Here is a 15,803-nt window from a genome sequence, read left to right on the forward strand (position 1 = left end):
CTGCTCCATCCCGCGTCCGATATCTATCTGTTTTGCTTTACTATTGTGCTTTAAATTGGTTGCGGGAGCAGGATTTGAACCTACGACCTTCGGGTTATGAGCCCGACGAGCTACCATGCTGCTCCATCCCGCGTCCGTCTTCAAAGCGGGGCAGACTATAACGGCAGCGCCTTGGCATTGCAAGGACGAAGATCGAAAAAGGTGGTGAACGCTTAAATATAAAGCGGAGTGGGGGGCTTTCATACGATTTACGTATAAGTTGGGGATTTTTCGTCGATTATCTTAGGTCAAGACTGTGACTAAATGGGACTTGGGCTAATAACTGTTTATCTTTTATGTATCCGAGCAGGTATAATGTCGCTTTGATTTTGACTGCGTACTGATTATCCCATGCTTAATTTTTTTGCCGCCGCCCCTAAGGGCTTTGAATATAGCTTAGCCCAAGAGCTGACAGAATTTGGTGCGACTGAAGTAAAAGAGAGTGTTGCTGGTGTATATTTCACGGCCTCCTTAGCTTTAGCGTATCGTATTACTTTATGGACACGCTTAGCCAGCCGCATTGTGTTGGTTATCTATAAAGGCAGCTGCGAGTCGGCAGAGCAACTCTACAATGCCGCTTATTGTGTCGATTGGCCGGCACACTTTTCCAATAAGAGCACTTTTAGTATCGATTTTCATGGTACGGGTGGTTTTATCAATAATACCCAGTTTGGCGCCTTGAAGATTAAGGATGCGATTGTCGATCGTTTCCGTGACGATGATATTGAGCGTCCGAATGTGTCTCGTGTTGATGCTGATTTTAAAGTTGATGCACATTTCCGTAATGGCGTGATCACGATAGCAATGAACTTCTCGGGTCCGTCGTTGCATCAACGTGGCTATCGTTCGACCACAGGTGAAGCGCCATTGAAGGAAAACTTAGCCGCCAACATGCTTGTACGCAGTGGCTGGCAAGCGGCGCCTTCGACTTTGCTCGATCCTTTCTGTGGTAGCGGTACTGTATTAATTGAAGCGGCTTTAATGGCGGCCGATATTGCCCCAGGTCTGCAACGTAGCCGTTTTGGTTTTGAACATTGGCGTCGCCATGATAAAGCCGTGTGGCAAGAAATCGTTGAAGAAGCGAAAGCGCGTGCATCATTAGGCGTGAAACGTTGCGAGATTAAATTCTACGGTTCAGATATCGATTCGCGTTTAGTCGCGTTAGCCAAACGTAACGCCGAAAATGCCGGTGTACTGGAGTTAATCGAATTTAAAGTTGCGGATGCTTTAACGATAACGCCGCCTGCGGAAAGCGGCTATTTGATCACTAACCCACCTTATGGTGAGCGTTTAGGCAATGTGTCTGAGTTATTGCAGCTTTACTATCAGCTGGGCGACAAGTTTAAGAAAGAGTTTGGCGGCTGGAAAGTGGCCATGCTGTGTAGTGATATCGAACTGGTGTCATCGCTAAAGCTTAAAGCCGATAAACAAATGAAGATGTTTAACGGCGCGCTTGAATGTGCTTTTAACATCTATACCTTACATGCCAACAGTACTCGCCGTGATACGCCAGTGCTACCAGATGGCGTCGACATTGCTGATATTGCCCCCGCTTTTGCTAACCGCATTAAGAAGAATGCCAAGTTATTAGAGAAATGGGCGAAGAAAGAAGGCATCGACAGCTATCGTATTTACGATGCCGACATTCCTGAATATAACGTCGCAGTTGATAAGTATTTAGATTACGTGATTATTCAAGAGTATATGGCGCCAGCGACTATACCTGAAGCCGTGACTAAACGTCGTTTAAGCGATGTGTTATTAGCACTGCCATCGGCCATTGGCATCAATCCGAACAAGATGATCATGAAAACCCGTGAGCGTCAAAAGGGCACGAGTCAATATCAAAAGCTGGATGAGCGTAAGTTAGAGCTTATTACCACCGAATATGGCGCTAAGTTCAAGTTGAACTTAACCGGTTATTTGGATACTGGTTTGTTCCTCGATCACAGATTGACACGTCGTTTAGTCGGTCAAAAGTCTAAAGGTCGCCGCGTACTAAACTTGTTCTCTTACACAGGTTCTGCTTCTGTGCACGCAGCGCTAGGTGGTGCTAAGTCGGTAACGACAGTTGATATGTCTAATACTTATATCGCTTGGGCGAAGGACAACTTTGCCCTCAATGGACTGCAAGGTAAGCAGTATGAGTTTGTTCAATCTGACTGCATGCAGTGGATCCGTGATTGTAATGAACAGTACGATTTAATCTTTATTGATCCGCCAACCTTCTCAAATTCTAAGCGCATGGAAGATTCGTTTGATGTGCAACGGGATCATGTGAACTTACTGTCATCCTTAGTGAAACTGCTCAGTCCAACGGGCGAGCTCGTGTTCTCTAACAATAAACGTAAGTTTAAGATGGACATAGAGACGCTGACAAAGATGAACATTAATGTGAAGAACATTGATGATGTGACTTTACCTATGGACTACAAACGCAATCCACATATCCATAATACCTGGCTTATCACCCATGCCTGAGTTGACTCAAGCAGAATTAGATAACAGGCCTTATCTGCTATATCACACCGATGGCTGCCATCTGTGTGAACTGGCCGCGGCGTTATTGGACGCGGCTGATATTGGTTATCGGGCCATAGATATATGTGACGATGAATACCTCGCGCAGCGTTACGGCGTATCGATCCCTGTGCTTAAAGCTTGGGATGATAGAGAGTTACATTGGCCATTTAACGCAACGCAATTACAAGAGTTTACAGGAGCTTAGTTTGAGTCTGGTTCGTATCAATAGTGGCTCTTTAGCCTATGGTTACACTCCGTTGTTACAAAAAGCGGATTTTACTATTCAACGCGGCGAGCGCGTGTGTATTGTTGGCCGTAACGGAGCTGGCAAGTCGAGTTTATTAAAAATCTTATCCGGCGATGTGTTGTTGGACGAAGGTGAGTTCAACATCGCTGGTAATGTGACCGTGAGTCGTCTACAGCAAGATCCACCTAAAGCTGAGCAAGGTACGGTATACGCGTATATTGCGGCAGGGTTAAAGGAAGTGGGTGAGGCGCTTGAGCGTTATCATCAACTGTCCCACGATGTTGCCCATGCCTCCCCTGAGCAAATGGATCGTATGCTGAATGAGATGCAAGGTCTGCAAGAAACCTTAGATCACTATAATGGTTGGCAGCTCGATTCGCGCATTCAACAAAACTGCGAATTATTAGGACTCGATCCTGATAAATCCTTGAGCGAGTTATCCGGTGGTTGGCAGCGTAAAGTGGCGTTAGCCAGAGCACTGGTCAGCGAGCCTGATCTCTTGTTACTCGATGAACCAACCAACCATTTAGATATAGACACCATTGAGTGGCTTGAAAAGTTCTTACTCGATTATCAAGGCGCTATCGTCTTTATCAGTCACGATAGGGGCTTTATTGCCCGTATGGCGACGCGGATTGTCGATTTAGACCGTGGTGTTGTGACCTCATGGCCGGGCAACTATCAAATGTATCTTGATGGTAAGCAAGAATGGCTGCGGGTTGAAGCTGAGAAAAATGCCTTGTTTGACAAGCGTCTCGCCGATGAAGAAGTGTGGATCCGTCAAGGCGTTAAAGCTAGACGAACCCGTAATGAAGGCCGAGTGCGTGCGCTAAAGGCCCTACGTGAAGAGCGCAGTGAGCGGTTAAACCGTCAAGGCAATGCTAAGATGGCGGTATCGGATACCGAACGCTCTGGTAAGTTAGTGTTTGATGTAACCGATCTTAACTTCAATCTGCCCGATAAAAATTTGGTTAAAAACTTTAATACGACGGTTATCCGCGGCGATCGTATTGCGCTGATCGGTCCGAATGGTTGTGGAAAATCAACCTTGATCAAGCTGTTAATCGAAAAGTTGCAACCGCAATCGGGCGAAATTAAAGTCGGTACTAAGCTTGAAATCGCTTATTTCGACCAATATCGTGAAGCCTTAGATCCTGAGCAAACGGTTGAAGATAACGTTGGCGAAGGTAAAAAAACCATCACGATTAATGGCCAAGACCGCCATATATTAAGTTATTTGCAGGACTTCTTGTTCTCACCTATGCGTGCCAGAACCCCTGTGAAAGCGCTGTCGGGTGGTGAAAAAAACCGTCTGTTGTTGGCTAAGCTATTAATTCGTCCAGCGAACTTAATCATACTCGACGAACCGACCAACGATCTTGATATTGAGACCCTAGAATTGCTAGAGTCGCTACTCACTGAATATCAAGGCACACTTTTGTTAGTGAGCCATGATAGGGCATTTATCGATAATACCGTCACCAGTAGTTGGTGGTATGCGGGTAATGGCCATTGGAGCGAGTATGTGGGTGGTTATCAAGATGCTGTGAATCAGGGGGCAAAGTTTTATTCTGAGGAACCTAGCTCGCAAAAGGCGGTCGAAGCTCCTGCGGTTGCAACGAAAGCGGTTGAAGTTAAGGCTGCAGAACCTGCGAAATCGGTAAAAAAACTGTCTTATAAGTTACAGCGTGAGTTAGAGTCGTTACCCACTGTGATGGAGCAATTAGAGGCTGAAATTCTCGCATTGCAGACAAGCATTGGACATGCAGACTTTTATAGTCAGGCGCAGGATAAAGTTAATCTGGTATTGAGCCAGTTGGCGGATAAAGAAAAGCAATTGGAAGTTTGCTTCGAGCGTTGGGAAGAGCTTGAGTCACTGAAGTAAACCAATAATAAAAATGGGAATAGAATTAATGAAGTCAAAGTTGGATAAAGCCCTTTCCTTGGTTGCCCTAGGTGTCCTTGGTGTATTAAACAGTGCCCATGCTGCACCTGTCTATGAAATCGTTAACCTTGATGATTATGATCTGCCGCTCTCTGACAGCTTCCAAGGTGCCCGTAATGGTTATGCCTTAGGCGTTAATGCTAACGACGAGTTGGTCGGTATCATCAAAGGTAAGAAAAAACTTAGTACATCTGATGTGGAAGGCGGAGTTATTGATGTCGAAGATGGTATAGCCAAAGAGGAAACTATTACCTATTCAATTACTTCGGCGATTATTGCCAATAACTTTGCTTTTATCGCAGCACAAAATGGTGCTTATGGCGCATGGAAGCCAACTTTTGACAGTATCAATGGTACTACACCACCGAGTGATACTTCGATTGTCAACTCAGTCGATACTTTTTACTACGGTATCAATGATGCGGGCGTTAAAGTAGGTAGTATGACTGCGCCTGAAAAGAAAACAGAGAATACAGCCACTGCAGATGTAGCCGATGATTATTGGTATTACCGCGACTACGAGTTTCGCGGTGTTGCGAAATCCGGCAATATTGAAATTCCACTGGAACCGCCTTTTACGAAATATGTAAAAGATGATAAAACGGTTGAGTTAGGCGGATGGTCTGCGGCAACAGCCATTAATAACAATAATTTAGTAGCGGGTTATGCCAGTATTGATATCAGTAAATATGGTAGTGATCGTGTCAATTATTGTTTAGGAACGGATAATACCTTGCCGTTGGATATTTGTGTGCAACGTGAGCAATATCCGAACTCTACGGGGACACGTAATATTCAATATCAGACTCGTGGCTATGTATGGCAAATCGAGAATGATGTAGCCACAGGCACTGAGTTGCCTCTAGGTTTAACGCCTAAAGCTGATAATACCTTGACCTTTACTGCTCAAGCGCTCGGTTTGAATGATAACGGTGTCGTTGTTGGTCGTTCACACGTTTATCGTAATAATGATACAGATAAGCTGCGTCAAGATGCAGCCTATTGGTCTAAGGACACCGAAGGGAACTATCAATACCATTGGATCCCTATGGGAGATTCAATTTCAAGTTCTATCGCCTATGATATTAATGACAGTGGGATTCTTGTTGGTAGTTACCGTAGTTATATCCAAGGCTATTTACGTGATAAGTTTTTCGTATTTGATACCAATACGCCGGAAGTTGCCTATGTGACTCCGAATGATTTTGGCTCAACGGCAACGGATCTTTCAAGTAAGCCAAAAGATATTAACAATAAAGGCCAAGTTGTTGGTTATATTGAAACGACTTACGACAAAGAAAAGCCCCGTCCTAAGGCAGGTTTCTTGTATGAGAAATCAACAGGTGAATTCAGCAATCTTAACAACCTGTTAACTTGCGAGTCTAAGGGTTATGAAAAGGGCGCGGATGGTAATTGGAGCCGTCATAAGGTTGAATTTACTGATGGCACAGGTAAGTTGTTGACTTATAACAGTGATATTCTCGTTGTTGAAGCGACCAGCATTAATGAAGATGGCACCATAGTGGGTACTGCCTTTATTCGTAAACCTTCGTTTCAGTTAGATTCTAAGGGTAATATTATTGTTGGTGAAAATGGAATGCCGTTATTTGAACTCAGTGGTAATGGTAATCCAGTTACAGCCTATGTTCCGCGTATGGTCGTGTTAAAACTGGCCTCTAGCGGTGAAGCTTGTACTGTAGTTGATGACAACACTGATAATAGTAATTATGAACGTCAAGGTGCAGCAACCCTAGCTTGGTTATTTGTCTTGCCATTAGTGTGGTTCCGTCGTCGAATTCGTTAAGTTTTAAGCTTCAATTCAGACTTAAAAAATCGAGGCGAAATGCCTCGATTTTTTTTAATCATGATCTCAATAGTTTAATAAATAGTCGATAAAATGGACGATTTTTTGATTGATCTTGGCGTCAAAAAGCACTATTCCTATGTGTGAAGCTTTTGCTTCTATTTTATGTAGAACAGAGGACGCTTGCATGAAAAGACAAAAACGAGATCGTTTAGACAGAGCTTTTTCAAAAGGATTCCAAGCTGGGGTTGGTGGACGCTCTAAGGAGCTCTGTCCATATGCAAATCTTGATTCGCGATCGCAGTGGTTAGGTGGTTGGCGTGAAGGTGTGGATGGCCGAGTTAATGGGCTATTTAATAAATAATTGAGTTTTACCTCACTAATTAAATAGCCCAGAATAAGTAAAGTAATGCAGCATATTGCCCTCAGATGAGGGCATTTTTATATCTGCAGTACTTATATCTTCAGTGTTTTGGAGTAAGGCGGATTAGAATGTAGAGGTATCGCTAAAGACACCGACTTTAAGATCGATTGCACTGTAGATCTGACGGCCATCCACTTCAAGAATTGCATCGGCAATGCCCATTACCAGTTTACGGTGAATAGTACGCTTGATATTGAGCTTGTAAGTGACTTTCTTCGCGCCAGGTAATACTTGGCCAGTAAACTTCACTTCACCGACACCTAGTGCACGCCCTTTACCTTCAGCGCCTTCCCAGCCTAAATAGAAGCCAACGAGCTGCCACATGGCATCTAGGCCTAAACAGCCTGGCATCACAGGATCGGTAATGAAGTGGCAGTCGAAAAACCATAAGTCTGGATTAATATCGAGTTCAGCGACAATTTCACCTTTGCCAAACTCGCCGCCATTATCATTGATAGTGACGATTCTATCTATCATCAGCATGTTATCGACAGGTAGACGAGGTGAGTTTGGACCAAATAATTTCCCATGGCCACAGGCGATGAGTTCTTCTTTATTGAAACTGTTTGCTTTATTCATTGTTTTACTACTCCAGCAATAAGAGCCGCCAAGATTAGCGAACACGTGTAAGCTAAACAACTCCGATCAGCTAATTAGCGGCGAAAAAATCCCAATTTTGCGAGCAATCTTGTGATTAGACCGATTTCCTCCTCTCCATTTCCTGCGAGCTTATCTAATCGTTCCTGTACGAGGCCGTATAATGAATCATGAGGGAAATCATTATCTTCATCGGCAACACCCGCGGGCATTTGCATTAATAGCTCTACAGCCTGATCCATATGCTCAATGGCATAGATATGAAACAGTCCTTTGCCTACAGCTGTAATCACTTTGGGATTAAGATTTAGCTGTAGCACGTTCGACTTGGGCATAATAACGCCTTGTTCTCCGGTAAGTCCGCGGCGCTCACACAGATTAAAAAAGCCTTCAATCTTCTCGTTGATACCGCCAATCGCTTGCACATTACCAAATTGATCCAATGCGCCGGTAATCGCCAGTGATTGAATAATGGGCTGCTCGGCAATCGCCGACATCAAACAACAGTACTCTGCGAGTGATGCACTATCGCCATCAATTTCTTGATAGGATTGCTCGAAAACGATATTGGCGTTCAGATGTAAAGGTGCGTCTCGTCCAAAGATACGGTATAAACAGGCTGAAAGGATCATCATGCCTTTGGCATGTATATTCCCGCCAAGTTCAGATTTTCTTTCAATATCGGCTACTTCACCATCACCGTAGTGAACCGATGCCGTGATCCGCGCAGGTTCACCATAGCTATAATCGATAGCATCAATCACAGTTAAGCCATTGATTTGGCCAACCATAGCACCCGAAGTTGGCAGATTTATGAAATTGTCATCGAAGCTTTGGCCTGAATATTCTTCCGAACTGTTATGCCGATAGTTGGCTTGGGTTAACGCGTGCTCAATACTGCTTGCATTGATACTTGGTTTACCACGGTAGGCTTTTGCTTGCACCATGAGTTGGGCAAACTCGAGCATAGACAAACTGAGACGACGTTGATGTTCGGTTAACCGTGCACTATAACGAAAGAGTGGCGCTAAGCTGGATTGTTCAAGCGTGACATCCACGCTTTGGGCAACCGCTTGCAGCCATGTGACGTATTGTGACTCTTTATAACGCACCAAGTCGATTTCGCTGGCGAGTTCAGCTAGTAGTGTAAAGTGACGTTGAAATTGCCAATCCTCTGTTCTGACTTGGCTATAAATCATCCCAGCACCAACGAGGACAATCTTACAGTTCAGTGGAATAGGACTTAGGCTGCTGCTAATTTGATATTCTTTATGGGTAAGGATTTGCATCACTAATTCCCATAAACCTTCACGTTTCCACAGTGACTCGGCGCAAATAAATACATAATGGCATTGGGCAAGGGCGCCAGCTTTATACTGACTCGTTGTCCCAGTTTGCACCATACGGCCAACTAAATCAGCGCGGCGAATATTACCACTAAGGTAGCAATAGTGAGTGGTTTTCTCTGCAATACTTCCTTGATTTTCCAGTGGCTTATCGGACTGCCACTGAAATGTTACCGCCTTATCAATCGGACGTGTCGCCACTAAATACGCAGGGGATAGAGGTGCTAGGCTATCGATACAAGCTTTGATGATTAACTGGCGGTCAATACTCGGGAAATCGGCTAAATATAAGTGTTGATCGACAATAGCTTGGTGGAGTTTAAACGCATCCACAGTGCGCTCTTGCCCTAAGAGTAATGCGCTTAGATTAGCATCCGTTTCAGAAAGGGTTGGCAGGCTAAATTCAGGTGCGAGTGAAGACGTGGGTATCAAGAGTGAATTCATATAAGCATTTACCGTGAAAAGTTACAGTGATTTTACCATACCAAGACGACAAGTCTCTCACTGTATAGGTGTTTTTACGTCTGTTTGCCCGATTATTCGTTAAAACGGGTGATGTATTTGCCGTAAAAAACACCTGAGTGGATATAAGTTGAGCATTTGATTCAAGAATTAAAAATTGAGGTTTACAAGCTAGCGGTATGCTTATATTATTTTCGGCGTTCGGAGGGGTGGCAGAGTGGTTTAATGCACCGGTCTTGAAAACCGGCGTGGGTTTATAGCCCACCCAGGGTTCAAATCCCTGCTCCTCCGCCATATTTTACGAGAAAGGCCATCAGTAATGATGGCCTTTTTTGTTTGCATGATTTGAACCAAGGTTCCTCATTCTAAGCGCAGCTCCTGCGCCATATTCAGGAGATAGGCTATCAGCAATGGTGGCCTTTTTTTGTTTGTGTGATTTGAACCAAGGTTCCTCATTCTAAGCGCAGCTCCTGCGCCATATTCAGGAGCTAGGCTATCAGCAATGGTGGCCTTTTTTGTTTGTGCAATTTGAATCCCATGTTTTCATTCAAAGCTGCGTTACTGTGGCTGATTAGCGGCATTTTAGTCCGCTCTTTCTATTTATGGTTTACACTCAAATCCGTGGCCAACTTAATGGTTTTTATGGCCTTTAAAATTTGCACTAGGATGGTGCGACGTATGATTCTCGACAATCTTGGATCATACGGCCGAGCAATTCTCCCATCTGGGTGACTTATTTTAAGTAGAGAAAGCTATGTGGTTACCAACACGTATTTCGCAGCGTCTCACTATGGGCAGCATAGTACTGCTTTTACTGACCGGACTCGCCGTTTTTGGTGTGATGTCACTGAGGGGGCAACCTAGAGTAGTGGCGGCGAGTCAGGAGTTAATTGAGCAAACCGGTAGCAGTATCGTGAGGCAACTCGCACTTAAGCTTGCCAGCATTGAGGGTATTACTTTAAGCCTTGCACGCCTTGCAGAAGTGCTACCCCACGAGCAAGCTCTTTATCTTAATTCCTTACCTAATCTAATTGATAACAATGGCGATCTCACTATTGCAGGCGGTGGGATCTGGCCAGAGCCAGATAAATTTGTCGCTGGCAGCACCCGTCACAGTTTTTTCTGGGCCCGTGGTAGCGATAATTTACTGGCTTATTCCGATGACTATAATGCGCAATCTGGCCCTGGCTATCACAATGATCCTTGGTATACAGGGGCACGCACGAGTTCAGTATCCCAGTGCCTATGGTCTGAAGCCTATCAGGATACCGTGACGAAAGTGGCGATGGTGACATGCAGTGTGCCATATCGTCTGACGGGGACATTTGCTGGGGTCGCAACAATAGATTTAAAACTTGATGATTTAGCAAAATTTCTAACAGAACATGGCAATGTAACTGACGGCTATGCTTTTGCTTTAGATCAAGCGGGTAATATCTTGCATTTTTCTGAAGCGAATAAGTCCGACATTATGCTGCGCTTTACCGATCTCGTCGGGCAGTTACCTTGGCTTGCCCCCGTTGAAGCTGCGCTTAAACAAACCTCAATTAATAACGTAATTTCCGTGAGTTTAGATAAGGATGGAAGACTCAATCAGGCGAGCGAGGTAAGCCTTTTTGTGATGCCTGATACCGGATGGGTGATTGGTCTTGTGACGCCAAAGACCCGAGTCACAGGGCTTGCCCGTGAGCTGACCTTTGATATTTTGTTGTTTTTATTACCCTTGCTCGCCATTTTACTTTATTTGGCGTGGTTGTCGGGTAAAAAACTGTTGGCGCAGCTTGAGGAAACCACAGATCAAATTGCTTCCCTTGGGAGCGGTAATTTGGGCGCCAATGTCGAGCTGCAAATTCAGCGGGATGATGAAATTGGTGCTTTGCGTCGAGCTGTAAATACCTATGCGGGTACACTGAGGGCAATGCTAGATTTGATCACCCAAGAGGCGAAGAAAGTTCAGTTTGAGGCAACGCAATTAAGTGGTCTGAGCCATAGGTTAGCCCAACGTGCAGAACAGCAGCGGCTTGAGAGTGCGCAACTCGCCGCGGCGATAACACAAATGTCGTCAAGCGCGATGGAAGTGGCGAATAACACTAACGATTGTGCTGCAACGGCGCAATCCTCTTTAATTGTGGTGCGGGAAGGGCAAACCCGAGTGGCATCCAGCAATGCTTCGATTGAGGCATTAGCGGGGGAGATCGCCAATGCGACCAAGGTGATATCCCAGTTGGCTCAAGATAGCCAGAAAGTGGGCGCCGTATTGGATGTGATCAAGGCGATTTCAGAGCAAACTAATCTGTTAGCGTTAAATGCGGCAATAGAAGCGGCAAGGGCGGGGGAACAGGGTCGCGGCTTTGCGGTTGTTGCCGATGAAGTGCGAACTCTTGCTGGTCGTACTCAAGATTCTGCCAATGAAATCAGTACCATGATTAATGCTTTACAATCAGCATCTCGGCTTGCGGTACAAGCGATGCAAACGGGCGAGTCCCGCACTGTCCACGCAGTTGCTGAGGCTGAGGGAGCGGCCAGTTCTCTATCGAGTACTGTACAAAGTTTCGATGATATTTCGCAGCGAGCCCAGCAAATTGCTTTAGCTGCTCAGCAACAAAGCCAAGTGACTCAGGAGATCAATGAGCTGGCGGTGAGGATTAATAGCATTAGTGAAGATAACTCACTTGATGCGACCGCACTCGATGCGTTAAGTCTTGAAATGCAGAAACTATCCGACCGTTTAATCAATATTAATCGAGCTTAAGCCTAATATCCTGATAAAAAGTTATGTAGTGGATCGCCTTGTTAGTGGTGCTTTAACTGACCGGAAATTCAAAGCATAAGTCGAATTACGCGATTTTTTAAGCAAATTGGATGTAGATTGACCATGTGGATTGCTATTTTAAATTAAGAGTTTACAGCGGAGTAGGAGATAGCTATTATCTCGCTCGTTCGGAGGGGTGGCAGAGTGGTTTAATGCACCGGTCTTGAAAACCGGCGTGGGTTTATAGCCCACCCAGGGTTCAAATCCCTGCTCCTCCGCCATATTTTACGAGAAAGGCCATCAGTAACGATGGCCTTTTTTGTTTGTGCAATTTGAACCAAGGTTCCTCATTCTAAGTTCAGCTCCTCCGCTATATTCACGAAACAGGCCATCAGTAATGATGGCCTTTTTTGTTCGTGCAATTTGAACCAAGGTTTCTCACTCTCAGCCACAAGTTTTCTGTTTTTACTTTGAAACACGTTTTTTAATCAAAAATTGAATTTGAAATAACCAATTAACACGATTAAGTATAAATTTAAGTTTACAGTGGCAGTAGAGATCGCTATTATCTCGCTCGTTCGGAGGGGTGGCAGAGTGGTTTAATGCACCGGTCTTGAAAACCGGCGTGGGTTTATAGCCCACCCAGGGTTCAAATCCCTGCTCCTCCGCCATATTTAGTTAAAATGCCGCTAAGCAATTAGCGGCATTTTGCATTCATATCGTTTGAACCCTTGGGTTGCTGATTTGAAGCGCAGCTCCTACGCTATATTCACGAAACAGGCCATCAGTAATGATGGCCTTTTTTGTTTGTGCTGTACTACCGATCCAACAAGCATTTAGGCTGATAGCGCTTTGTGTATTGCTTCGTTTTTAAACGCTTTTTATTGGTATGCTATTCTGGAATCCTTTCTTTAAATATCATCTAGTTAACAATGTTGAATTTATGCTTTGCTAAATGGGGTTGTTGGGCTAAATTAGCCTTATGAACTCGTTATCCGTCTGCTGTGTTGCTTTGTTTAACGCGCGGATCGAGCTGTAAATTGTAAAAGGTGGGTTAAGTTGATTTCGATATATTTGGTTGACGATCATGAGCTTGTGAGAACTGGGATCCGCCGCATCTTGGAAGATGAACGTGGGATCAAAGTGGTGGGCGAAGCCCCTGATGGTGAGACTGCGGTGCAGTGGGCTCGCCAAAACGAAGCCGATGTGATCTTAATGGACATGAATATGCCTGGGATGGGCGGACTGGAAGCCACTCGAAAAATTCTGCGTTATCAACCCCATGCTAAAATTATTGTGTTGACTGTGCACACGGAAGATCCATTCCCGAGCAAGGTCATGCAGGCTGGCGCTTCGGGTTATTTGACGAAAGGGGCGACGCCGCCGGAAGTATTGCAGGCAATACGTCAGGTGTCTCGCGGCCAGCGTTATTTATCTCCTGAAATTGCCCAACAGATGGCGCTGAGTCAGTTTAATCCCGCCGATGAAAACCCGTTTAAGTCTTTGTCTGAACGTGAGTTACAGATCATGTTGATGATCACCAACGGCGAGAAGGTAAACGATATTTCTGAGCAGTTGAACTTAAGCCCTAAAACCGTTAACAGCTACCGTTACCGCCTATTTGCCAAACTGGGGATCAGTGGTGATGTCGAGCTAACGCGGTTAGCTATTCGCTATAAGATGTTGGATGCTGGCCATTTTTAATGGAAAGTGGATTGCGTTGGTCGATGACTTTAATCTAGCGAGTTCTTGGGTTATATGTTCCTATGTTGTCTGTGTTAAGTCTGCAAAACTGTGGGTGTAAATGATGTCGAATGAATTTAACGCCCAAAGTTTTTTACGTACGGTTTCATCCTCCGCTGGGGTTTATCGCATGTATGACGTTAAGAATGACGTCATTTATGTGGGTAAAGCCAAAGATCTCAAAAAACGGCTTACCTCGTATTTTCGTAAAAACCTCGCTAATGTTAAGACCCAAGCCTTAGTCTCGCATATTCACCATATTGATGTGACGCTGACCCACAGCGAAACCGATGCTCTGTTGCTTGAGAATGATTACATCAAGCAATACATGCCCAAATACAATGTGTTATTGCGTGATGACAAATCTTATCCTTATATACTGCTAAGCCAGCACGAACACCCAAGACTTGCCTATCATCGTGGTCCGCAGCGGGAAAAAGGCCACTATTTTGGCCCTTATCCTAACGGCGGCGCCGTGCGTGAAAGCCTGCATTTAATGCAGAAGCTGTTTCCAATTCGTCAATGTGACGACCTTTACTACAAGTCTCGCTCACGGCCCTGTTTGCAATATCAACTTTCCCGTTGTAGCGCGCCCTGTGTGGGTAAAGTCAGCAACGCCGATTACGACGAGCAAGTGAAACTCGCCAGCCTGTTTTTAAAGGGCAAAGATCAGCAAGTGATCAGCGCCTTGGTTGACAAAATGGAGCTTGCGGCCGAGCGACAAGCCTATGAGCAAGCTGCACGATTTCGCGATCAGATCATGGCGCTGCGTAAAGTCGCCGAACAACAGGAAGTATCGAATAATAAAGGCGATATGGATGTCATCGGTGTGCATTATTCGTCGGGCATCGCTTGTTTCCATTTGCTGTTTATCCGCGAGGGTAAAATCTTTGGTAGTCGCAGCTATTATCCTTCCGTGCCCGCCCAAACCGATATGGACGAAGTGCTGCGCTCTTTCATCCTGCAGTTTTATTTAAATGCGGATATTCAACGCACCATCCCAAAGGAAGTGGTGATTAGCCACAACTTTGAAGAATTACATGAACTCGAAGCGGCAATTTCAGAGGCGTTAGATAAAAAGTTTTCGATTAAGACCAATGTACGCGCCGACAGGGCAAGTTTCTTACGGTTAGCCGTGACCAATGCGACCAATGCCGTGGTTACGCGCTTGTCCCATAAAAATACGGTCGAGCAGCGTTTTGTATTACTCGAAGAAATCCTTGAATTGAGTACGCCTATTCAACGGATGGAATGTTTCGATATCAGTCATACCATGGGGGAGAGCACGGTTGCCTCCTGTGTGGTGTTCAATCGGGAAGGGCCGCATAAAGGTGAATATCGTCGCTATAATATCGAGGGGATTACACCGGGCGATGATTACGCGGCAATGAAGCAAGCGGTGAGCCGACGCTTCGATAAGATTGAGGCGGGCGGTAAAATCCCTGACATTCTGTTTATCGATGGTGGACTCGGGCAGCTGCGTATCGCCCAGAAGATAGTGGATGAAAAGTTTGTCCATTTAGATAAAGCGCCGCAGCTCATTGGGGTGGCGAAAGGTGAGGGCCGTAAACCTGGACTCGAAACCTTGATCTTAGGAGATACCGAAACCAGCTTTTCCCTCGAAGGTGATTCGCCTGCGTTGCACCTTATTCAACATATTCGTGATGAATCCCATCGATTTGCAATCACTGGCCACCGTAATCGTCGCCAGAAAACCCGCAATACTTCAACACTGGAATCGATTCCTGGAATTGGTCCTAAACGTCGTAAAGCTTTGTTGCAGCATTTAGGTGGCTTGCAAGAAGTGAAAGGAGCAAGTGTGGCGGAATTAGTCAAAGTACCAGGGATCAGCATAGAAATGGCACAAACCATTCATGATGCATTGCGAGGGTGATAAAATTAAGGCAAGATTGGCGCTGCT

The 15,803-nt window shown here is 45.1% G+C and carries 10 protein-coding genes and 4 tRNA genes; 11 read left to right on the forward strand and 3 right to left on the reverse strand.

All coding sequences use genetic code 11. The features are described from left to right. Positions 1-56: 56 nt before the first annotated feature. Positions 57-133: transfer RNA gene (locus Q4Q46_RS08085), tRNA-Met, on the reverse strand. Positions 134-390: 257 nt separating this feature from the next. On the opposite strand from Q4Q46_RS08085, the gene rlmKL reads away from it, so the two are divergent. From rlmKL to rmf, 5 genes are all read left to right on the forward strand, one after another. Further along, positions 391-2,520, forward strand: a complete 2,130-nt coding sequence (gene rlmKL, locus Q4Q46_RS08090) for a bifunctional 23S rRNA (guanine(2069)-N(7))-methyltransferase RlmK/23S rRNA (guanine(2445)-N(2))-methyltransferase RlmL (protein WP_311905672.1) — start codon at positions 391-393, stop codon at positions 2,518-2,520. Continuing rightward, a complete protein-coding gene (locus Q4Q46_RS08095; RefSeq protein WP_106650811.1) occupies positions 2,513-2,767 on the forward strand; it encodes a glutaredoxin family protein in 255 nt (84 codons plus the stop codon). The genes rlmKL and Q4Q46_RS08095 overlap by 8 nt, the downstream gene beginning before the upstream one ends. A gap of 1 nt (position 2,768) precedes the next feature. Next, positions 2,769-4,694, forward strand: coding sequence for an ABC transporter ATP-binding protein (locus Q4Q46_RS08100; RefSeq protein WP_220590501.1), 1,926 nt, complete (start codon positions 2,769-2,771; stop codon positions 4,692-4,694). A gap of 28 nt (positions 4,695-4,722) precedes the next feature. After that, positions 4,723-6,558, forward strand: coding sequence for a DUF3466 family protein (locus Q4Q46_RS08105; RefSeq protein WP_311905673.1), 1,836 nt, complete (start codon positions 4,723-4,725; stop codon positions 6,556-6,558). 187 nt (positions 6,559-6,745) lie between these two features. Then, positions 6,746-6,922 (forward strand): ribosome modulation factor, encoded by a 177-nt coding sequence (rmf, locus tag Q4Q46_RS08110; protein ID WP_006082074.1) that lies wholly within the window; start codon positions 6,746-6,748, stop codon positions 6,920-6,922. A 123-nt stretch (positions 6,923-7,045) separates the two neighbouring features. Here the strand turns inward: rmf and fabA are convergent, their stop codons facing one another. Beyond that, positions 7,046-7,561, reverse strand: a complete 516-nt coding sequence (gene fabA, locus Q4Q46_RS08115; protein WP_220590499.1) for a bifunctional 3-hydroxydecanoyl-ACP dehydratase/trans-2-decenoyl-ACP isomerase — start codon at positions 7,559-7,561, stop codon at positions 7,046-7,048. 74 nt (positions 7,562-7,635) lie between these two features. Next, positions 7,636-9,369: an AAA family ATPase gene (locus tag Q4Q46_RS08120; protein WP_311905674.1), complete on the reverse strand. Its 1,734-nt coding sequence runs from the start codon at positions 9,367-9,369 to the stop codon at positions 7,636-7,638. 221 nt (positions 9,370-9,590) lie between these two features. Here Q4Q46_RS08120 and Q4Q46_RS08125 point away from each other — a divergent pair. From Q4Q46_RS08125 to uvrC, 6 genes are all read left to right on the forward strand, one after another. After that, positions 9,591-9,681, forward strand: a tRNA-Ser gene (locus tag Q4Q46_RS08125). A gap of 460 nt (positions 9,682-10,141) precedes the next feature. Next, positions 10,142-12,139, forward strand: coding sequence for a methyl-accepting chemotaxis protein (locus Q4Q46_RS08130; RefSeq protein ID WP_311905675.1), 1,998 nt, complete (start codon positions 10,142-10,144; stop codon positions 12,137-12,139). Between the two features lie 190 nt (positions 12,140-12,329). Next, a tRNA-Ser gene (locus tag Q4Q46_RS08135) sits at positions 12,330-12,420 on the forward strand. A gap of 299 nt (positions 12,421-12,719) precedes the next feature. Then, positions 12,720-12,810 (forward strand) — tRNA-Ser (locus Q4Q46_RS08140). A gap of 388 nt (positions 12,811-13,198) precedes the next feature. Continuing rightward, positions 13,199-13,843 (forward strand): UvrY/SirA/GacA family response regulator transcription factor, encoded by a 645-nt coding sequence (gene uvrY, locus Q4Q46_RS08145; protein ID WP_006082070.1) that lies wholly within the window; start codon positions 13,199-13,201, stop codon positions 13,841-13,843. A 103-nt stretch (positions 13,844-13,946) separates the two neighbouring features. Beyond that, complete coding sequence (gene uvrC / locus Q4Q46_RS08150) at positions 13,947-15,776, forward strand: excinuclease ABC subunit UvrC (protein ID WP_311905744.1); 1,830 nt, start codon at positions 13,947-13,949, stop codon at positions 15,774-15,776. The last annotated feature ends 27 nt before the right edge of the window (positions 15,777-15,803 follow it).

Source organism: Shewanella vaxholmensis (assembly GCF_031932135.1).
Taxonomy (GTDB): Bacteria; Pseudomonadota; Gammaproteobacteria; order Enterobacterales; family Shewanellaceae; genus Shewanella; species Shewanella hafniensis.

Excerpts from the sequence above, each read along its gene's own strand:
- Q4Q46_RS08130 (WP_311905675.1), top strand. The coding sequence starts at position 10,142 with ATGTGGTTACCAACACGTATTTCGCAGCGTCTCACTATGGGCAGCATA.
- Q4Q46_RS08120 (WP_311905674.1), bottom strand. The coding sequence starts at position 9,369 with ATGAATTCACTCTTGATACCCACGTCTTCACTCGCACCTGAATTTAGC.
- rlmKL (WP_311905672.1), top strand. The coding sequence starts at position 391 with ATGCTTAATTTTTTTGCCGCCGCCCCTAAGGGCTTTGAATATAGCTTA.
- Q4Q46_RS08105 (WP_311905673.1), top strand. The coding sequence starts at position 4,723 with ATGAAGTCAAAGTTGGATAAAGCCCTTTCCTTGGTTGCCCTAGGTGTC.
- uvrC (WP_311905744.1), top strand. The coding sequence starts at position 13,947 with ATGTCGAATGAATTTAACGCCCAAAGTTTTTTACGTACGGTTTCATCC.
- rmf (WP_006082074.1), top strand. The coding sequence starts at position 6,746 with ATGAAAAGACAAAAACGAGATCGTTTAGACAGAGCTTTTTCAAAAGGA.
- Q4Q46_RS08095 (WP_106650811.1), top strand. The coding sequence starts at position 2,513 with ATGCCTGAGTTGACTCAAGCAGAATTAGATAACAGGCCTTATCTGCTA.
- fabA (WP_220590499.1), bottom strand. The coding sequence starts at position 7,561 with ATGAATAAAGCAAACAGTTTCAATAAAGAAGAACTCATCGCCTGTGGC.